This is a genomic window from Mesorhizobium sp. CO1-1-7 (assembly GCF_020164885.1).
GTDB classification, from domain to species: Bacteria; Pseudomonadota; Alphaproteobacteria; order Rhizobiales; family Rhizobiaceae; genus Mesorhizobium; species Mesorhizobium australicum.
Genome location: NZ_JAIUHA010000004.1, coordinates 155,066 through 173,227 on the forward strand (window position 1 = coordinate 155,066; position 18,162 = coordinate 173,227).

General features: G+C 63.8%; 18 protein-coding genes, 1 tRNA gene and 1 pseudogene. 9 read left to right on the forward strand and 11 right to left on the reverse strand.

Going from position 1 to position 18,162, the window contains the following annotated elements; all coding sequences use genetic code 11:
- Positions 1-87: 87 nt before the first annotated feature.
- Positions 88-2,142 (forward strand): M3 family metallopeptidase, encoded by a 2,055-nt coding sequence (locus LB516_RS09990; protein ID WP_224719442.1) that lies wholly within the window; start codon positions 88-90, stop codon positions 2,140-2,142.
- A gap of 25 nt (positions 2,143-2,167) precedes the next feature.
- Here LB516_RS09990 and LB516_RS09995 read toward each other — a convergent pair whose 3' ends face one another.
- The 4 genes from LB516_RS09995 to LB516_RS10010 form a co-directional block, all read right to left on the reverse strand.
- Positions 2,168-3,661: a M81 family metallopeptidase gene (locus tag LB516_RS09995; protein ID WP_140712359.1), complete on the reverse strand. Its 1,494-nt coding sequence runs from the start codon at positions 3,659-3,661 to the stop codon at positions 2,168-2,170.
- 78 nt (positions 3,662-3,739) lie between these two features.
- Entirely contained in the window at positions 3,740-4,564 is an 825-nt protein-coding gene (locus LB516_RS10000; protein WP_224682858.1) for a carbohydrate ABC transporter permease, read from the reverse strand.
- On the reverse strand, positions 4,561-5,430 hold the full coding sequence (locus LB516_RS10005; protein WP_015315118.1) for a carbohydrate ABC transporter permease: 870 nt from the start codon (positions 5,428-5,430) through the stop codon (positions 4,561-4,563). Before LB516_RS10005 ends, LB516_RS10000 begins: the two co-directional genes overlap by 4 nt.
- Positions 5,431-5,860: 430 nt before the next feature.
- A complete protein-coding gene (locus LB516_RS10010) occupies positions 5,861-7,087 on the reverse strand; it encodes an ABC transporter substrate-binding protein (protein WP_224719443.1) in 1,227 nt (408 codons plus the stop codon).
- Between the two features lie 181 nt (positions 7,088-7,268).
- Between LB516_RS10010 and LB516_RS10015 the strand changes: the two genes are divergently transcribed.
- Genes LB516_RS10015 through LB516_RS10025 form a run of 3 tightly spaced genes read left to right on the forward strand, consistent with a single transcriptional unit; the run spans position 7,269 to position 10,010 of the window.
- Positions 7,269-8,039 carry an SDR family oxidoreductase gene (locus tag LB516_RS10015; protein ID WP_224719444.1) on the forward strand — a complete coding sequence of 257 codons (771 nt, stop codon included), beginning with the start codon at positions 7,269-7,271 and terminating at the stop codon, positions 8,037-8,039.
- Between the two features lie 2 nt (positions 8,040-8,041).
- Entirely contained in the window at positions 8,042-9,112 is a 1,071-nt protein-coding gene (locus LB516_RS10020; RefSeq protein WP_224719445.1) for an ABC transporter ATP-binding protein, read from the forward strand.
- Positions 9,113-9,128: 16 nt separating this feature from the next.
- Positions 9,129-10,010, forward strand: coding sequence for a MurR/RpiR family transcriptional regulator (locus tag LB516_RS10025; protein ID WP_015315114.1), 882 nt, complete (start codon positions 9,129-9,131; stop codon positions 10,008-10,010).
- A gap of 163 nt (positions 10,011-10,173) precedes the next feature.
- On the opposite strand, the pseudogene LB516_RS10030 reads toward LB516_RS10025, so the two are convergent.
- Both LB516_RS10030 and LB516_RS10035 read right to left on the reverse strand, forming a co-directional pair.
- Positions 10,174-10,487, reverse strand: a pseudogene (locus LB516_RS10030) (DUF167 family protein).
- 7 nt (positions 10,488-10,494) lie between these two features.
- On the reverse strand, positions 10,495-10,788 hold the full coding sequence (locus tag LB516_RS10035) for a YggT family protein (RefSeq protein ID WP_015315112.1): 294 nt from the start codon (positions 10,786-10,788) through the stop codon (positions 10,495-10,497).
- 147 nt (positions 10,789-10,935) lie between these two features.
- On the opposite strand from LB516_RS10035, the gene LB516_RS10040 reads away from it, so the two are divergent.
- From LB516_RS10040 to LB516_RS10055, 4 genes are all read left to right on the forward strand, one after another.
- Positions 10,936-11,011 (forward strand) — tRNA-Ala (locus LB516_RS10040).
- A 321-nt stretch (positions 11,012-11,332) separates the two neighbouring features.
- On the forward strand, positions 11,333-12,082 hold the full coding sequence (locus LB516_RS10045; protein WP_224719447.1) for a helix-turn-helix domain-containing protein: 750 nt from the start codon (positions 11,333-11,335) through the stop codon (positions 12,080-12,082).
- A gap of 241 nt (positions 12,083-12,323) precedes the next feature.
- Positions 12,324-12,527 carry a nitroreductase family protein gene (locus tag LB516_RS10050; protein ID WP_224529567.1) on the forward strand — a complete coding sequence of 68 codons (204 nt, stop codon included), beginning with the start codon at positions 12,324-12,326 and terminating at the stop codon, positions 12,525-12,527.
- Between the two features lie 67 nt (positions 12,528-12,594).
- Complete coding sequence (locus LB516_RS10055; RefSeq protein ID WP_015315110.1) at positions 12,595-12,846, forward strand: hypothetical protein; 252 nt, start codon at positions 12,595-12,597, stop codon at positions 12,844-12,846.
- A 51-nt stretch (positions 12,847-12,897) separates the two neighbouring features.
- Here the strand turns inward: LB516_RS10055 and LB516_RS10060 are convergent, their stop codons facing one another.
- The 4 genes from LB516_RS10060 to LB516_RS10075 form a co-directional block, all read right to left on the reverse strand.
- Entirely contained in the window at positions 12,898-13,842 is a 945-nt protein-coding gene (locus LB516_RS10060) for an energy transducer TonB (RefSeq protein WP_224719448.1), read from the reverse strand.
- On the reverse strand, positions 13,839-14,306 hold the full coding sequence (exbD, locus tag LB516_RS10065) for a TonB system transport protein ExbD (protein ID WP_140616534.1): 468 nt from the start codon (positions 14,304-14,306) through the stop codon (positions 13,839-13,841). Before exbD ends, LB516_RS10060 begins: the two co-directional genes overlap by 4 nt.
- A 13-nt stretch (positions 14,307-14,319) precedes the next feature.
- A complete protein-coding gene (exbB, locus tag LB516_RS10070) occupies positions 14,320-15,246 on the reverse strand; it encodes a tonB-system energizer ExbB (RefSeq protein WP_224719449.1) in 927 nt (308 codons plus the stop codon).
- Between the two features lie 65 nt (positions 15,247-15,311).
- A complete protein-coding gene (locus tag LB516_RS10075) occupies positions 15,312-16,103 on the reverse strand; it encodes an ATP-binding cassette domain-containing protein (protein ID WP_181173973.1) in 792 nt (263 codons plus the stop codon).
- A 288-nt stretch (positions 16,104-16,391) separates the two neighbouring features.
- Here LB516_RS10075 and LB516_RS10080 point away from each other — a divergent pair, with 288 nt between their 5' ends.
- Complete coding sequence (locus LB516_RS10080; RefSeq protein ID WP_224719450.1) at positions 16,392-17,126, forward strand: cysteine hydrolase family protein; 735 nt, start codon at positions 16,392-16,394, stop codon at positions 17,124-17,126.
- Here the strand turns inward: LB516_RS10080 and LB516_RS10085 are convergent.
- Positions 17,084-18,025, reverse strand: a complete 942-nt coding sequence (locus LB516_RS10085) for an LLM class flavin-dependent oxidoreductase (protein ID WP_224719451.1) — start codon at positions 18,023-18,025, stop codon at positions 17,084-17,086. The two genes, LB516_RS10080 and LB516_RS10085, sit on opposite strands and share 43 nt — an antisense overlap.
- Between the last annotated feature and the right edge of the window lie 137 nt (positions 18,026-18,162).

Genomic DNA, 18,162 nt, shown 5'->3' on the forward strand with positions numbered 1-18,162 from the left:
GGAGCGGCCAACTGGCATATTGCGGGCCCGCGGACCGCGCCCTACATCGGTGACACCCTCCTTCCTGACGCCAGCGAAAGACCCTCCATGCCCTCTCCGAAAGCCGTCGATCTCGCCGCCCATCCGTTGACCGCGTGGCGAGGGCCGCTCGGCCTGCCCGATTTCGCCCATATTGGCGACGGTGATTTTTCTCCCGTCTTCGACGCCGCGCTGAAGGCGCATGAGGCCGAGATCGACGCGATATCAAGCAACAAGGATACGCCGAGCGTCGAGAACACGCTTGCCGCGCTTGAACTCGGCGGCGAGGCGCTGGATCATGTCTCATCGATCTTCTGGTGCCGCGCCGGCGCTCACACCAACGAAACCATCCAGGCCCTGGAGCGTGACATTTCGCCGAAGATGTCGCGGCACTTCTCGGCCATCTCGATGAACGAGAAGCTGTTTGCCCGCATCGACGATCTCTACCAGCGCCGCGAGAGCCTTGACCTCGATCGCGAGACGCTGCGCGTCCTGGAGAAGACCTGGAAAGGCTTCGTCCGTTCCGGCGCCAAGCTCGACGCCGACGGCAAGACGCGGCTGGCCAAAATCAACGAGGAGCTGTCGTCGCTCGGCACGACTTTCGGTCAGAACGTGCTGGCCGACGAGCGCGACTGGGCGCTGTTCCTCGACGAGGCCGATCTCATCGGCCTGCCGGATTTCGTGAAAAGCTCGATGGCCGAAGCCGCCGAGATGCGCGGCCAGAAGGGCCGCTACGCCGTCACCCTGTCGCGCTCGATCTATGAGCCGTTCACGACCTTCTCCGAACGCCGCGACCTGCGCGAGATCGCCTATCGCGCCTTTACCATGCGCGGCCAGAACGGCGGTGCGTCCGACAACACATCCGTGGTGCGCGACATGCTGAAGCTGCGCGCCGAAAAGGCGAAGCTGCTCGGCTACGCCTCCTTCGCCGCGCTCAAGCTCGACGACACCATGGCCAAGACACCGAAGGCGGTGCACGCGCTGCTCGACCCGGTTTGGGAAAGGGCACTGGAAAAAGCCGCCGCCGACCAGAAAGAGCTGGAGCGTCTGGCGGCCGAGGCCGGCAGTAACGAAAAATTCGCCGCCTGGGACTGGCGCTTCTACCAGGAGAAGCTGCGCGCCGAGAAGTTCGCTTTCGACGAAGCGGAGCTGAAACCCTATCTGCAGCTCGACCGCGTCATTGACGCCTGCTTCGACGTCGCGACACGGTTGTTCGGCGTCACGTTCGAGGAGAAGAAAGGCATCGCCGCCTGGCATCCGGACGCGCGCGTCTTCGTGGTCAAAAATGCCGACGGCAGTGAGCGCGGCCTGTTCCTCGCCGACTATTTCGCGCGGCCGTCAAAACGCTCCGGCGCCTGGATGAGCGCGCTGAAGTCCGGTTACAAGCTTGGCCATGGCTCGAAGCCGGTGATCTACAACATCATGAACTTCGCCAAGCCGCCAGCGGGCGAACCGGCTTTGCTGTCGGTCGACGAAGCGAAGACCTTGTTCCACGAATTCGGCCATGCGCTGCATGGCATGCTGACCGACGTCACCTGGCCGTCGGTGTCAGGCACCTCGGTCAGCCGCGACTTTGTCGAACTGCCCTCGCAGCTCTACGAGCACTGGCTGACGGTGCCGGCGGTTCTGGAAAAGCACGCGCTGCATGTCAAGACCGGCAAGCCGATGCCGAAGGCGCTGCTCGACAAGATGCTGGCCACGCGCACCTTCGGCGCCGGCTTCGCCACCGTCGAGTTCACCGCCTCTGCCTTGATGGACATGGCCTACCATGCACGGCCCGACGCGCCGGAAGAGCCGCTTCGTTTCGAGGCCGAAACACTTGCGACGCTGCATATGCCGGATACGATCGCCATGCGCCATCGCACCCCGCATTTTGGCCATGTCTTCGCCGGCGAGGGCTATTCGGCCGGCTACTATTCCTACATGTGGTCGGAGGTGCTGGACGCCGATGCTTTCGCCGCCTTCGAGGAAACCGGAGACCCCTTCAACCCGGCGCTGGCCGAGCGGCTGAGGAAGAACATCTACGCCGCCGGCGGCTCGAAGGATCCGGAAGAGCTCTACACGGCGTTTCGCGGCAAAATGCCGTCGCCGGAAGCGATGATGGTCAAGCGCGGATTGGTGTAGGCAATCGCCGAAGTCGGCGCCGACGTTAACCTCGTTGTCCTTGGCTGCCGACCCAAGGATCCCTTACCCTTGGCCACACCGGCCGCGTCAGCTTCGTGTAATTCGTCGCCGCCGGATTGCTGGGATAGGAACTCGGCGCCGCGACATAGATGATCTCGGCGGCGATCGGCTCGAAGCCGGCGTAGAAATGGTTTGTCGACTTGATCAGCAAAATGTCTTTCGACAACGGATCGACGCCGATGTTGGAGAAGACATCCGGCTCGAAGGTCTGGGTGCGGTTGGTGTTCAGGATCACATCGACTTCGGTGCCCTCGATGCGCACCACCGCTGATGGTCCCAATGTCACCCGGCTCGGGCCAAAACTCTGCCAGCCCTCGGCAACCGCTTTCAGTACCTTGACGCGTGCATCGATCGGTTCGCCCGCCTGCGGGCCGGCCTTGCCGCCGAAACGCAGGTCGATGACGGCGCCCTCGCCGGCCGCCTGGCAGAAAGTCACCGCGATCGGATCCCAGATCGTCGCCACGCCGAACTTGTCCAGGCCCCGCGCCAGCATCTGGCGTAGCACGAAGGTGCCGTCGCCGGGAACGCCTCCGCCGGGGTTGTCCCAGATATCGGCAATGACCACCGGCTTGCCCGGTCTTTGCTTGCGCACGGCCAGCGCCCGATCGATGCCGTCGGCCGTACTCAGCATCGTCATCGCGGTCGTTTCGCGCATGCCATAGAGCTCGCGTCCAAGCCGCTCCGCCAGCGCATCGCCCCTGGCCTTGTCATTGTCGGTAACGACAAGGATGCGCGTGCCCATTTCGGGCACGTCGGCGGCCATGAAGCCGTGGATGACCGAGACCGACAGCACGCCGTCCTTGCCGTGCAGCGCCTTGATGCGGTCGACGAAGGAGCGCATCGGTTCGCGGCTGGTCGGCAGCACCTGGATCATGCGGCAGTCGAAAGTTGAGATGACCGGCTTGATCTCGCCGCGCGCCGCGGCCAGGCCAAGCGCGACCACATGCTCGCCGCGCTCGTAGAAATCGGTGTGCGGGAATTCGAGGAAATAGGCCATGATGTCGGACGCCGCCACGCGCTTCGGCGTCAGATGGCTGTGCGGATCGAACTCGCAGGCAATCACCACGCTTGGCCCGACAATGCCACGCACGCGCTCCAGCAGGTCGCCCTCGCAGTCGTCATAGCCTTGCGCCACCATGGCACCGTGCAGGCCCAGAATGACGGCATCGACCGGCAAGGCGGCCTCGAGCTGGCCGAGGATCTCGTCGCGGAGCGCCTCATAGGTCTGCCGCTGCACGAGGCCGCCGGGCTCGGCCCAGGTGGCGGTGCCCTCGATCACGGTCAGGCCTTCGGCGGCCGCGCGGCGGCGCAGCGCCACGATCGGCGAGGAGCACAGGGTCGGCGTTCCCGGATGCTTGCCCGGCCCGGCATAGAACGCCATCTCGAAAGAGGCCCGGTCGGTTGGCACAGGCGAGAAGGTGTTGGTTTCCGTCGCCAGCGAGGCGGTGAAGATACGCATGAAAACTCCGTGGACTTCTTGTTTTCGCAATTCCGGACGGATAACCGCTGGGCACTTTTCCTGGAATTGCTGGGATTGCTATTTGACAGCCCCGAGCGCCAAGCCCCGGACAAGATAGCGCTGCAGCCAGATGAACAGGATCGCCACCGGCAGCGTCGCCAGCAGCGTCGCCGCCATGACATGGTGCCATTCGATCGTGTAGCGCCCGGCAACCAGCGAGAACACCTGGATCGGCAGCGTATAGCTCTCCTGGCTGCGCAGCATGGTGAGCGCCACGACGAATTCGTTCCAGGCATTGATGAAGGTGAAGATCGCCGTCACCGCGATCGCCGGCAGGCAGAGCGGCAGGAACACTTTTCGCAGCGTCAGCCAGCGGCCGGCGCCTTCCATCCAGGCGGCCTCCTCAAGGTCGCGCGGAATGGTGTCGAAATAGCTCTGCAGCATCCATACGGTGAAGGCGACGTTGAAGGCCATGTAGATGAAGCCGAGCGCGGTGGTCGATTCGACCAGTCCCCAGGCAGCCATCAGCCGGAACAGGCCGAGCACCAGCACGATCGGCGAGATCATCTGTGAGATCAGCAGGAACTGGCGGAACGCTCCATATCCGGCAAAGCGGAAGCGCGACATGGCATAGGCCGCCGGGACGGAGATGAGGATGGCGCCAACGGTGGCGATGACAGACACGTAGAGCGAATTGGCCAGCGCCTGGCCGAATCCGGTCGCCACCCACATGTCGGCAAAATTCGACCACCGGAACTCGCTCGGCCACCAGGTCGGCGTCAGCACTTCGGTACGCGGCTTGACCGCTGTCAGGAACATCACCGCGAAGGGAAAGATCGTCACCACGATCAAGGGCGCCAGCAGCAGCCAGGCGATGATGGTGCGCTTCAGCTTGGCCTTCATGCGCGCTGCTCCCGCATCGCAAGGCGCACATAGATCATGGTGAAGATCAGCAATATGGCGAACATCACCAGCGAGACCGCCGAGGCCTCGCCGAGCTTGCCGATACGGAATGCCAGCTTGTAGAGGTGGGTGACCAGTATGTCGGTCGAGTTGGCCGGCCCGCCCTGCGTCATCACCCAGATGATCGGGAACGAGTTGAAGACGTAGATGGTGTTGAGCACGATGGCGATGTTGATGAAGGGTTTCAGGAGCGGAAAGGTGATCTCGCGGAACTGCTGGAGCGGCGTTGCCCCTTCGAGCGCCGCCGCCTCGTAGAGATCGTCCGGGATCGACGACAGGCCGCCGAGAAAGATCGTCGTGGTGAACGGCACCGTCACCAATATGCCGATCAGCACCTGCATCGGAAACGCCGTCTCGGCGCTCGCAAGCCACTGGATGTTGTGGTCGATCAGGCCAAGTCCGATCAGCGCCGAATTCAGCATGCCGCTTTCACCGCTCAGCGCCCAGCGCCAGACCACGGCCGTCATGGTCAGCGACACTGCCCAGGGCAGCATGATGATGACGCGGGCAAGGCCACGCCCATAGAAATCGGTGTTGAGGATCATCGCCACCGGGACCGAGAGCAGCAGCGCGCCGCCGACCACCAGCACCGTCCACAGCCCCGTGCGCCAGAGCGCGGCGACGAAGTCGGGATCCGCGGCCAGCGCGGCGAAATTGGCAAGACCGCTGAACTCGCGCAGCTGACCAAAGCGATTGACGTCATGCGTGGCGATCTGGATCAGGTCCCAGACCGGCCAGAAGATGACCACCGCCGCCAGGAACAGACTGGGCAAGGTCAAGAGGTAGGGCAGGAAGCGATTTTGCATCGGCTGATTTTACACCGCGTTGCGAGGCATCAGTAGCACTGGTTGGCCAGTTGACCTGTTCTTCCCAGGCGCTCGGTTCAAACTCTTCCCCGGCGTCGGCGCCGCCCCTCACCTGCCTGCCGGCATCCTCTCCCGTATAGAGACGGGGAGAGGGGAGCTTTCATCACCGCTTTCGCCAGTCACCAGCGTCCAGAAAGGGCTCCGAGATGCCGGCCGCCCTTTCTCCCCGTCTCTATACGGGGAGAAATGCCCGGCAGGGCAATGAGGGGCGGCGCTGACGTCGACAATTCGTCCAAAGTGGTTGCTTGTCAGTCTTCGTTATTTACGTGGAGCGCAGCCAAATGTCTGTTTGGAAATGTGGCGCGCCCCACCTGAGTCGGGGGCGCGCCACGGGCGCAGGGAGATACGCCCTATTTGTTGGGCGCGGCCCCTACTTCTTCAGCACTGCGTTGGCCTTGGCCGCCGCTTCCTTCAAGCCTGCCTCGGGATCGCCGCCGAGATAGATCTTCTGCATGGCATCCGACGTGATCTGGGCAACTTCTTCCCAGCCTGGGATGACCGGCGCGAAACGGGCATCCGGCAGCAGGGCGGTAAAGGCGGCCAGGTCGGCGTTGTTGACGTAATAGTCCATCTTGGCCTCTTCCTTGTTCACCGGCAGGAAGCCTTCGCCCTGCGTGAACTTGGCGCGCTGTTCCGTGGTGAACAGGAAGTCCATCAGCTTCCAGGCCTCGTCCTTGTTCTTGGAGTTCTTGAACATGATCATGGAGTCGGTGACGCCATAGGTGCCGCGCGCACCGGTCGGACCGGCCGGAATGGCGGCAACGCCATATTTGAGGCTCGGCGCCTCGTCCTTGATCTGGTTGGACAGGAAGGGCGCCGTGATCATCATGCCGACCTTGCCCTGCTTGAACAGGTTCTGCACGTCCTCGCGATTGTTGGAGGTGACGCCGGGCTCCGTCAGCCCCTCGTCGATCATCGACTTGTAGAGCTTGGCCGCTTCGAGCGCGCCCGGCGTGCTCAGGCCCGACGTGCCGTCCTTGTTGAGGATCTCGGTGCCCTGCGACCACATCGCGTAGTAGTAATAGACGTCGGTCTCGATCTCCTTGCCCTGAAGGCCGAAACCGAAGGCACCCTGCGCCTTGATCTTGCGAGCATCCTCCTGCAATTCGGTCCAGGTTGCCGGTGGCTTGGCGATGCCGGCCTTCTCGAACAGCTCCTTGTTGTAATACATGGCGCGCGCCGAGGCGGCGATCGGCAGGCCGTAGGTCTTGCCGCCCATGATCGAGGGCGACAGGAAGGTGTCGATGAAGCGACCCTTGAATTCGGGCGTGATGTAGCTGTCGAGCGGCTCGGCGACGTCCTGCTGGACGAAGTCGATCAGCCAGCGCGTGCCTATGATGGAGAGATCGGCGTTGGTGCCGGCGGTGATGTCGGTGGTCAGCTTCTGCAAGAGCACATCCCACGGCACCACCTCGAACTTGACCGTGATGCCAGGGTTCTTCGCCTCGAACTCCTTCTTGACCTGCTCGAAATACGGACCGGTCTTGGCGCTGTATTCGGCGACGGTAACCCGCACTTCGCCAGCCTCTGCCTGCGCCGCGAAGGCCAGAATGCCCATTCCGGCGATCAGGCCGGCAGTCCATTTCGCAAGGTTCATCCGATCTCTCCCATTGTTTCGCGCATTCGCGCTCCTTGTGCCGGTGCCGGCACAAGATTTATGTGACTTTCCTACATTATCGATGAATTCGCCGCGCGCAAGCGGATTAATATGTTGCTTAATTACATCCTGTTCTTTAGCCTCTCCGGCATCTGCCTGACCTGCGGGAGGAGCAAGCGCCGTGGTTTCGAGAGCCGAATTCGAAGGCAGGACCGCCGTCGTTACCGGCGCCGGTGGCGGCCTTGGCTCGGCGATCGTCGCACTGCTGGCCGGCAGGGGCGCGCGGGTGGTCGGCTGCGACCAATCAGAGGAGGCACTGGCGAGCCCGCACCTTGCCTCGCGGCATGTCTTCGACCTTCTCGACCGGGCTTCCATCGAGGCGGGGATCGCCGCCGTTCTCGACCGGGACGGCGTGCCAGATATCCTGGTCAACAATGCCGGCTGGACGCGCGCCGAAACGCTCGATGCGCTGACGGCGGACACGATCGAACATGAGCTCGACCTCAACCTGACCGGTGTGATGACTTTCGCCGACCCGCTGGTTAAGGCGATGGCTGCACGCGGTTCGGGCAGCGTCGTCTTCATTTCTTCCGTCAACGCCATCGCGCATTTCGGCAATCCGGCCTACGCCGCCGCCAAGGCCGGCATCAACGCCTATGCCAAGTCGATCGCCGTCGAGCTCGGCCGTAGCGGCGTGCGCGCCAATGTCGTCTGCCCCGGATCGATTCGCACCGCCGCTTGGGACCATCGCCTTGCCAAGAACCCTAACATAATCGGCAAGCTGCAGCGGCTCTATCCGCTCGGCCGCATCGTCAACGCCTCCGAAGTCGCCGAAGCGGTGACTTTCCTTGCCTCCGACCGCGCCTCGGGCATAACAGGCGTGGTGATGCCCGTGGATGCGGGATTGACCGCCGGCTGCCTGCCGTTCATCGACGACATACTGGGAGCGTGACCATGACCGACGTCGAGTTTCGCAACCTCTCGAAATCCTTCGGCCAGCACAAGATCCTCGAGGAGATCAGCCTCGACATCAAGAGCGGCGAGTTCGTCGTGCTCGTCGGCCCGTCCGGCTGCGGCAAGTCGACCTTGCTGCGCATGCTGGCGGGCCTGGAGACCATCAGTTCCGGCGACCTCCTGATCGGTGGCACGCGCGCCAACGACCTGCCGCCACAGCAGCGCAACATCGCCATGGTGTTCCAATCCTACGCGCTGTTCCCGCACCTGAAGGCTTCCGACAATATCGGCTTCGGTCCGAAAATCCGGGGCGAGAGCCGCGCCGCCATCGACCAGAAGGTCAAGAAGGCGTCCGGCGTCCTCAACCTGTTCTCCTATCTCGACCGGTATCCCCGCCAACTCTCGGGCGGCCAGCGCCAGCGTGTCGCCATGGGCCGCGCCATCGTGCGCGAACCCTCGGTGTTCCTGTTCGACGAGCCGCTCAGCAATCTCGACGCGCAGTTGCGCGTACAGATGCGCACCGAGATCAAGGCGCTGCACCAACGGCTGAAATCCACCATAGTTTACGTCACCCACGACCAGATCGAGGCCATGACCATGGCCGACCGCATCGTCGTGATGGACCGCGGCAGGATCCAGCAGGTCGGGCCGCCGCTGGAGCTCTATGACAGGCCGGCCAACAAGTTCGTCGCTGGCTTCCTCGGCTCGCCGTCGATGAGTTTTGTGTCTGGGGCACTGAAGACGACGCCCGGGACGACCTGGTTCGAGTCGGTCGGCGGCGGCCGGCTTGCCCTTGCCGGCGACCCGGTGCCGGCAGGCAGTGCCGTCGAGGCGGGCATCCGGCCGGAGCATTTCATCGTCGGTGAAGCCACCGATGCCATGACGCTCAAGGTTGACGTGGTCGAGCCGACCGGTTCCGAAACCCATGTCTACGGCGCCATTGGCACTGATACGGTGCGCGCCGTGTTCCGCGAACGGGTGCCGGTGCGGCCGGGCGACCTGCTGCCGGTCTCGGTCGACCCCGGCAACATCCATCTGTTCGACACGGCGACGGGCCTGCCGCTGAGATGACGACGGAAACGCGGATATGAAGACCCCGGCCGATATCATCACGCGGCTGCAGCTGATGTCGCAGGACGGCACCAAGTCGGATCGCCGGCTGGCGAGCCTCGTCCTGTCCGACCTCGACTTCGCCTCCAAGGCCGCGATCTCCGAGATCGCCGCGCGGGTCGGCGTCAGCGAACCGACGGTCACCCGCTTCTGCCGCAATCTCGGCTGCGAGGGGTTGCGCGACTTCAAGTTCTACCTGGCCCAGGCCATCGCCATCGGCGGCCAGTATCTGTCGCCGGAGCCACTGAGCCGCGACGCCCGCGAACAGCGCATTGCCTCGGCCATCACCGAAGCGGCTGTTACAGCCATCCAGCGCGCCAGCGAGAACCTCGACATGACGACGCTGGTCGACGTCGCCGCGCGGCTTGCGGCATCAGGCAATGTGCTGTGCATAGGTTCGGGTGGCATTTCCTCGATGATGGCGACCGAAATGCAGAACCGGCTGTTCAGGCTCGGCCTGCCGGTTCTGGCACAGATCGACGGACAGTTGCAGCGCATGTATGCCGCCGTTGCCACGCCAGACACCACGGTGGTCGCCTTCTCGGTCTCCGGCTATGCGCGCTCGGTCATCGAGGCGGTGCAGGTCGCCCAACAATATGGCGCCGCCACGGTGGCGGTCACCGCGCCCGACTCCGCACTGGCCAAAGTCGCCGACACTGTCATCCACCTGCAGCCGTTCGAGGACGGCAACATCTACAAGCCGACATCGTCACGTTACGCGTTGCTGGCGATCGTCGACATGATCGTGACCTCGGTCGCCGAGACACGCGGACCGAAGGTGCTGGAGAACCTGCGCCGCATCAAGCAGAGCGTGAACACGCTGAAGGTCGACGACCCCCGTTTGCCGCTGGGCGATTGACGAGCTGGCGCCGAAACCGCCAATTTCTCCCCAACCGGGGATAAGGAGTGGCACGCGCGGCGGACGGGAAGCCAATTGCTTGGCTTTCCGAACGACGACCACCCGGAGCGACAGCGCAGGACCGGGTCCGGCAGGGCAGAGGGGGCGATGTCCCGCCTGCATCTCAATTTTGGAAAAGCGCTTCGACACCTGTTACCAGCGCCTCCGATCACCCAATATCCGCAACGTCTTGAGGCGGGCCGTACCGCCGGCGACGACCGAAACGGCCGATGCCGGAACACCCAGCGCCTTGGCGACCAGCCTCTCCAGCGCTTGATTGGCGGCGCCATTTTCCGGCACGGCTCGGACCCGCGCCTTCACGTGACTTCGTCCGTCCGCCAATGTTTCTACGACGTCGAGGCGGTCCACGGAAGACTTCGGCGTCAGCCGCACGAACAGATCGACGCCGTTCTCGCGCATGCGGAACGGCGCGCTCATGCGATCGTCAGGCCAGCAGCAGCGGCGCGACCGTGGTGAGAATGAACTGCCTGAGGAAGAACAGGATCAGCAACAGGATGATCGGTGAGATGTCGATACCGCCAAGGTCGGGCATGAAGCGGCGGATCGGCCGCAGCGCCGGCTCGGTCAGGCGGTAGAGCATGTTCCCGATGCTGCCGACGAACTGGTTGCGCGAGTTGACGACATTGAAGGCGTAGAGCCAGGAAAAGATCGCCGAGGCGATGATCACCCACCAATAGAGGTCGAGCGCCATGACGATGGTTTGTATGAGGGCGAGCATGCCGGACTCCAATTGTTGCCGACATGTAGCCATTACGCGCCAAACCGGCAAGGGCAGGGTTCCGCCACGCGACCGGCAGCCGGTTTTCGGTGAAGCGCCGCCTTGACAGGAAACCGCGGCGCCCGATAAATGCGCCATCCGCTGGACGGGGCTGTAGCTCAGCTGGGAGAGCGCGTCGTTCGCAATGACGAGGTCAGGAGTTCGATCCTCCTCAGCTCCACCAGCGGAATAATCGTCGCGCTTTTGGCCCTTCCTGCAAGGCGCGACCGGCATCCGCCACGGCGCGATGCAAGGCGTAGCCCCGATCCCCCCAAAAATGGCCAAATGGCATTTCGCCGTTTCCAAGGCGAAATGGTTGTCAATTGGACTTATGGCGGTGGCCGGTGTCCCCCCGGCGCTATTTTTTTTGGAAGCCGTCCCATTAGACTGGCGTTCTCAAATCAGTTTTTTCTGTGTGTTGTGACAGGGCGATTCGGCGGGGGTGACCGAAAGCGCTATACGGATTCCGAGTCGAAATGAAGTATCCGCCTGCGAAAGCAAACTAGTGTCCATTCGCCAGAATCTTGCTGCAAATCTCAGGCGGCTCTGCAAGGACCATGCTTCTGTCAGCGCGGTATGCCGCGAGCTTGGCATCAACCGCACACAATTCGAGCGTTACCTGCAAGGGCAGACCGTGCCCAACAAGGCCACCGCCAAGCTGATCTGCGATTATTTCCGCGTCGACGAAGCCGAGCTGTACCGGGACCCCGGCACCCCCTCGCCCACGGCTCTCGGCCTGCCGCCGATTTCCGAAAGCCTGTTCACCCAGATGATCCGCCCACCCGCCCCGTCGATCGCTGGCGGCATCTATTTCACCTATTTTTCAATCCCGACCCGCTCCGATCTGCTGATGCGGTCGGTGACCTTCGTGCGGCGTGAGGCCGAGCTGGTCACGTTCCGCAGGGTCACCGGATGGTCGGAGCATCGTGGCTCGACACGGGCGCGGGCACGCGGCAATCATTATGGCGTGGCGATCTCGCGCCTTAACTGGATCTATTTCAGCGGCGTCAACCGCCGCCAGACAGGCGAGCCGTCGCTGATCTCGGTGCAATGGGCGCCTATCTCCGAACCGGTGCTGACAGGCAAGGCCATGCTTCTGACCGAAGCCGGGCCGGCATTCGTGTCGGTCATCATGCGGCAGGATAGGTCCAATATCCGGCCCAGGCATGCGATCCGCATGGCGCATGTCGTCAGGCTCGATGATCCCAGCCTCGACCAGCTCGTCGTCAGCCTCGCTCGGGACGGGCTGGGTTAGCCGCTTGCTTACGCTGAATAAGAACAAGAATATCCCGAAAAAGCGTATGCCAGCGATTGCCTACTCCATATCTGAGTAAAATCGATTTTTTAGACTTTCTAGCCAAGAAAGATATTTTAGCTCATGGCTGATTTACTACAGTTTTAACAAACCAGTAACTCTTCCGACCTTACCTTTCTTCCCGCGGATCCCTTTCCGGGATCTTTCAACAGATCCCTGGGGGTCGGGGAAAGGGACGAAAATGACCAAGAAAGTGAACATTGGCCAGAACATGATGTTGGCGGCAACCAGGCACGGCTTGTCGGCCTGCCCCACGGCGGCGCTGAGCCATTCGGCGATCAAGCGCCTTCTGGGCCTCGACCGCCTCACCGACGCGCCCATCTATGCGTTGACCCTCTCAATCCCGGAACTTGATCCGCATTCGGCCGGTCGATCGATCAATTAGCCGGCGTAGTACATCTAGTGCAGCCAGTACGCATTCCCTAAAGTTCATTCGATGACAGGAGCAGAACATGTCAAATCAGGCCTTACGTCAGTCAGAGCTCGACAGTCTCCAATATATCGCGACGATGACCAATGAGCTGGTGCAGATGGCCGAAGCGAGCCGCTTCCCCATGATCTCCTATCTGCTCGGTATGGCCTATGCCGAAGCCTTCGACGTCTTGCGCGGCGCACGGCCGGCACGACACGCGCAGCTCAGCGGCAATCCGATGCACCCCAAGGCACACCCGAAAGACAACCACGCTCAGCCAAGAACAGCGTAGCGCGATGCAATTGTCGGGCTTGCGGGACGGCTGGCACGGATTTGAGGGGCATTAGTCCCGCAAACTGAACACGAATGGCGCTGTACGGCTGACGCGCGGGCCGAGTTCCGCCGGTGGCGCCGGCACGGTCGCGCCCTGCAGCACCGCAAGTGCTGCTCGGTCGAGTTCGGCATCGCCGGACGAACGGGCGACCCGGGCCGACAGGACCCGGCCGGATGGGTCCATTGTAAAAGTCACGTTCACATTGCCCTGCGCGCGCCGGGATTTCGCGGCGCTCGGATAGCGCTTGTGGCGATTGATCCACGCCGTCAGCCGCGATTCCCATTTGGCCGGGCTGACACCCGAGAACCCGGCCGCCGATTTCGGCGCCGCCGCCTTGGCGGCAGGCTTGGCCTCGGCTCCCGCGGCACTTGCCGTCTTCGGTGGCTCGGCCTTTTCCTTCTTCGGCCTTGGCTTGGGCTTGTCGACCGGCTTTTTAACCTTGGCTTCGCCCGGTTTCTTTTCCTTGCGCCGTTCCGTCGGCTTTGCCCGCGGCAGCGGAACGACAGCCTCCAGCGCGACGGTCTCGACAATATCGGGGACGACCTGTTCCAGCGGCGGCTGTTCGACCGGTTCGGCCTTCGTCATCTCCGTAGGCTCGTTCGGCGGCACCATCACGGCCTCGGTAACAGGCTCCGCTTGCTCGACCATCTTGTCAGGCTCGGCCTCGGCGGCCTTCTCGGTCTGTTCGACTGGCTCGGCCCGGTCGGGAATGGCCGCGTCGGGCATCGCGGCCTGTTCGGGCACCGACGGCGTCACCATCATCGGCGCCATCTCGACCACTAGGGCCGGCGGCGGTCCGCCATCCGACAGGTCGACTGGATTGAAATTCTGCACGGCATACGCGACCGCGACATGAGCCCCAAGCATCAGCACCGCCGCGCATGCCCATAGGCCAAGGTCGCGCCAGTCGAAGCGCGACAGCACCACCGTGGGCGAGGCGGCGGATGGCGTCATGGAGCGGCCGCTTTGCCTGGCGCCGGTGCGGCGATATCACCTGCCGGCGCGGCCTCCAGGCCGACCAGCGCGATCTTCAGATAGCCGGCGGCCCGCAGCAGGTTCATCGCCTCCATCAGCTCGCCATAGGCGACCGCCTTGTCGGCTCGCAGGAATATCCGCGTCTGCTTGTCACCCTTGGTGCGGCTGTCGAGCGTGGCGGCAAAAGCCGGGCGCGGCACCGTGTCGTTGCCGATCGCCAGGCTGAGATCGTTCTTCAGCGTCAGGAACAGCGGCGTCTCCGGTCGCGGCGCCGGCGTCGCGGTCGAACCGGGCAGGTCGACATTGACATCCACCGTCGCCAGCGGTGCGGCGACCATGAAGATGATCAGGAGCACAAGGATGACATCGATGAAGGGCGTGACGTTGATCTCGTGGCTTTCCTCGAGGTCGTCGTCCAGGGTCTGTCGAATTCTGCTCCCCATGGCGTCGCTCCCGCTACTCCGCCGCCAAGGCTGTCGCCGGCGCTATCGTGCGGAAATCGAGGTCGCGGCTGACCAGCCGTTCGACGCCGGCCGAGGCGTCGGCGAGGATCTGCCGGTAGCCGGCTATCGAGCGGGCGAAGACGTTGTAGATCACCACCGCTGGGATTGCCGCGACGAGACCCATCGCGGTGGCCAGCAGCGCTTCGGCGATGCCCGGCGCGACCACGGCGAGATTGGTGGTCTGAGCCTGCGAGATGCCGATGAAGGCGTTCATGATGCCCCAGACGGTGCCGAACAGGCCGACGAAAGGCGCGGTGGAACCAATCGTCGCCAGCAGGCCGGTGCCGCGCGACATGCGCCGCGACGCAGCCGCCTCGATGCGCGACAGGCGCGAGCTGACCCGTTCCTTCAGTCCGTCGCCGCCGACATGGTCGAGCGCATCGGCCGAAAGCGCGGCCTCTTCTTCCGCTGCCCGCACCAGGAGCGCGCCGGGACCGCCACCGCGGTCGAGCGCGCGGCTCGCCTGCTTCAGCGTGGCGGCATCGCCGATCGCGCGGGCGGCACGGCGGAGGCGCAGCTTGCCGCCGAAAATCTCCAGCGATTTGGCCAGCCATATCGTCCAGGTAACGAGCGACGCGAAAGCCAATCCAGTCATCACCGCCTTCACGATGATGTCGGCGGCCTTGAACATGCCCCATGGCGACAGGTCATGCGGCAGGTTCAGGTCCATCGTCCCGGCAGGCGCGACCTCGGCCGGCGTTGTCGCGCTCGGCTGGCCGGCTGGCTGCACGGGCGCCATGACAGCCGGTGCAGCTTGTGCCGGCGCGGCAGGGGCCTCAACCGCTGGAGAAGAGCCGGCCGGTTGCTCCTGGGCCGTGGCGCCGGTTGCCCCCAGAACCAGCGATGCGACCAACGCCGCCAACAAACCATGTCTCGACATGAGCTTCTTCCTTGTTCTCACGGCGGCCAGCCGCTTGCCGGTTCCTGCAACCGCCGGCGACGACTTCACTGCACATAGCCGACGGGTTGGCCAGTGACGGGATGCGCGAACACACCCATCTCGACGCCGAAAATGTCCTTGAGCACATCGCTCAGCATGATCTCGCCCGGTGTGCCGCGCGTCAGCAGCCTGCCGTCCTTCAGCGCGATCAGCTCATCGCAGTAGCGCGCCGCCATGTTGGGGTCGTGCAGCACCACGACGACGCACAGGTCGCGCTTGCGGCTGAGCTCCCTGACCAGGCCCAGCACCTCGACCTGATGCGCGATGTCGAGCGCCGAGATTGGCTCGTCGAGCAGCATGACGCCGGCATTCTGCGCCACCAGCATGGCCAGCCAAGCGCGCTGGCGCTCGCCGCCGGATAATTCATCCACCAGCCGCTCAGTGAACCCTTCCATGTCGGTCAGCATAAGGGCCTGCTCGACATGGCGCCTGTCCTCGGCGCCGAAACGGCCAAGCGCGCCATGCCATGGATAGCGTCCGAGCGTTGCCAGCTCGCGCACGGTCAAGCCCGTCGCCGCCGGCGTCGTCTGCGGCAGATAGGCAAGAGCCCGCGCCAGCTCGCGCGCGCCCCATTGCGATAGCGGCCGTGCGGCGAAAGTGATGGCGCCGGAGCTTGCCGGCTGCTGGCGCGCCAAAAGCTTGATCAGCGTCGATTTGCCCGAACCGTTATGGCCGATCAGCCCGTAGACGCGCGCGCGCCGCAATTCGAGCGAGACCGGACCGAGCAGCGTCCGTTCGCCGACGGCGAAACGCACGGCATCGATATCGAATGCGGTCTGGCTATCGGCTTCGGCCATGGTCACGGCATTTCTCCAGCCCCGCCGCCGCATTCCGATCCTGTCTGCGGAGGCAGGTCCCCGGTTGACTATGAAACTTGATATTACTAGTCAAGATTTAAGATGGGAATGCACCGCAAAACCTGAAACGCTCCGGGGCCGGTGCCATTGTTGCCGCGTACGGGCCCTCACCCGCGCAGCCGGCCGATCCGCGCCGGCGATCTCGGTCCCGGGCCACACGATGTCGGCATCCGATGTCGCCGCATCGATGCGGACACGCTAGGGTGAGCCGGCGGCAAGGAGCTCCGGATGATCAAGGCGACACCCTTCGACTACCCCTATGACGGCAGGCTGGTTGCCGAAAACACCGCGCTCGTCGTCATCGACCTGCAACAGGATTTCCTGTCGACATCGGGCTATTTCGCCAGGAAGGGGTATGACCCCTCGCCGCTGCGGGCGATCCTGCCCGCCGTGAACCGCCTGATCGCGGCCGCGCGCAAAGCCGGCGTCACGGTCATCCACACAAGACAGGGTTACCGCGCCGACATGGCCGACATGACGTCCTACGAGAAATGGCGCCGCAAGCGTTCCGGCCTCGACGGCACCGACGTCCTGCTGCGCTCAGGCGCTGGGTTCCAGATCGTCCCGGAGATCGACGTCGCGCCGCACGACATCATCATCGACAAGACCTGCAACAGCGCCTTCACCTATACGGATTTCGAGCTTGTGCTGCGGGCGCAAGGCATCACGCATCTGATGTTTTCCGGATGCACGACGGATGTCTGCGTCCACACCACGCTGCGCGAGGCCTGTGACCGCAATTTCCAGTGCCTGACGATTTCGGACGCCTGCGCCAGCGGCGACAGACAAGCGCATGAAGCGGCGTTGCACATGGTGACGGTCGAGGACGGCGTCTTCGGCGTGCTGGCCGATTCGGACGCCGTCATTGAAGGCCTGTCGCGGCTTGGCGACAGCCTGAAGCAGCAGACGATTGATGGGCTTCACCCCGCTGCTCGCGTCTCCAATCCTGGGCGAGGCGCATAAGCTCCAGGCTGGAACTCGCTGGCCTCCCGGCGCGCCAGGGAGTTGCGCAGCAGCGCCAATGTTTCCCGGCCGGCCGTCGCGATCTCGCGCGGCGTGTCGACGCCGACGATCATGAACTCATCGATCCCGAGCCCGGCATAGGCGAGCAGCGACAGCGCGACCTGGGCCGGCGGGCCGGATAGGTCGACCGCCTTGTGGCCGGCGGCGGAAACACCCTGGTGGATCCTGACCGGAAGCGCGAAGCGCAGTTTGCCCGCACGGCCATGTTCGGCCGCGGCGCCACGTGCCCGCTCCATCAATTGCCTGATATCGTCGATCGGCCCCGGCGCCAGTTCGAAGACATCGGCATGCCGGCCGGCCACCTTCAGCGCCGTTCCGGATTGCCCGCCCATGCGGACCACGAGGTCGGCGCCATGCGGGCCCTTGCGCGGCACATAACCACTTTTGATGCTGTAGAACGCGCCTTCGTGATCGAAGGGCCGGTCGTTCGACCATAGCCGCTTCAACAGCACCAGATATTCGTCGATGCGCTGCCAGACGATGCCATGTCCGACCGGCCGTGTCTCGGCATCGTCGTCGTTCAAGGGCTCGCTGATCATCCTGAGCGTCAGCCGTCCGCCGCTCTCCCTGTCGATGGACGCCAGCTGGCGGGCAGCGACCGTGGGTTCGATCACGCCGGCCCAGTGGGTGAGCACCACTTGCAGCGAAGCGGTGCGGTTGAGCACCTGCGAGGCCAGATCCATGTTGGTCAGCAGCCCGGCCGAATCGTCGACGACGATCTTCTGGAAACCGCCGTCCTCGATCAGCCCGAGCTTGGTCGAGGTCTCGGCGAAGTCATAGAAAAAGGGAACCGCCGCGTCGGCGGTCTTGCCGGGTACATGCGTGAATTCGATCGGCATTGTCATCTCCTCCATCACTGGAATCACTGATGCTGTGAAATGCGAATCCTCAGGCGCGCGAAAACGCCCCGGGATCCGGCTCATTCAACTCCGATTGCCTGAAAGCTGTGGGGCAGCAGCCCCTGTCGATCCCGCGC

Coding starts and splice junctions, on each gene's coding strand:
- exbB (WP_224719449.1), bottom strand. CDS start 15,246: ATGTCGAGACATGGTTTGTTGGCGGCGTTGGTCGCATCGCTGGTTCTG.
- LB516_RS10060 (WP_224719448.1), bottom strand. CDS start 13,842: ATGACGCCATCCGCCGCCTCGCCCACGGTGGTGCTGTCGCGCTTCGAC.
- exbD (WP_140616534.1), bottom strand. CDS start 14,306: ATGGGGAGCAGAATTCGACAGACCCTGGACGACGACCTCGAGGAAAGC.
- LB516_RS10080 (WP_224719450.1), top strand. CDS start 16,392: ATGATCAAGGCGACACCCTTCGACTACCCCTATGACGGCAGGCTGGTT.
- LB516_RS10055 (WP_015315110.1), top strand. CDS start 12,595: ATGTCAAATCAGGCCTTACGTCAGTCAGAGCTCGACAGTCTCCAATAT.
- LB516_RS09995 (WP_140712359.1), bottom strand. CDS start 3,661: ATGCGTATCTTCACCGCCTCGCTGGCGACGGAAACCAACACCTTCTCG.
- LB516_RS10035 (WP_015315112.1), bottom strand. CDS start 10,788: ATGCTCGCCCTCATACAAACCATCGTCATGGCGCTCGACCTCTATTGG.
- LB516_RS09990 (WP_224719442.1), top strand. CDS start 88: ATGCCCTCTCCGAAAGCCGTCGATCTCGCCGCCCATCCGTTGACCGCG.
- LB516_RS10020 (WP_224719445.1), top strand. CDS start 8,042: ATGACCGACGTCGAGTTTCGCAACCTCTCGAAATCCTTCGGCCAGCAC.
- LB516_RS10075 (WP_181173973.1), bottom strand. CDS start 16,103: ATGGCCGAAGCCGATAGCCAGACCGCATTCGATATCGATGCCGTGCGT.
- LB516_RS10000 (WP_224682858.1), bottom strand. CDS start 4,564: ATGAAGGCCAAGCTGAAGCGCACCATCATCGCCTGGCTGCTGCTGGCG.
- LB516_RS10005 (WP_015315118.1), bottom strand. CDS start 5,430: ATGCAAAATCGCTTCCTGCCCTACCTCTTGACCTTGCCCAGTCTGTTC.
- LB516_RS10050 (WP_224529567.1), top strand. CDS start 12,324: ATGACCAAGAAAGTGAACATTGGCCAGAACATGATGTTGGCGGCAACC.
- LB516_RS10085 (WP_224719451.1), bottom strand. CDS start 18,025: ATGCCGATCGAATTCACGCATGTACCCGGCAAGACCGCCGACGCGGCG.
- LB516_RS10025 (WP_015315114.1), top strand. CDS start 9,129: ATGAAGACCCCGGCCGATATCATCACGCGGCTGCAGCTGATGTCGCAG.
- LB516_RS10010 (WP_224719443.1), bottom strand. CDS start 7,087: ATGAACCTTGCGAAATGGACTGCCGGCCTGATCGCCGGAATGGGCATT.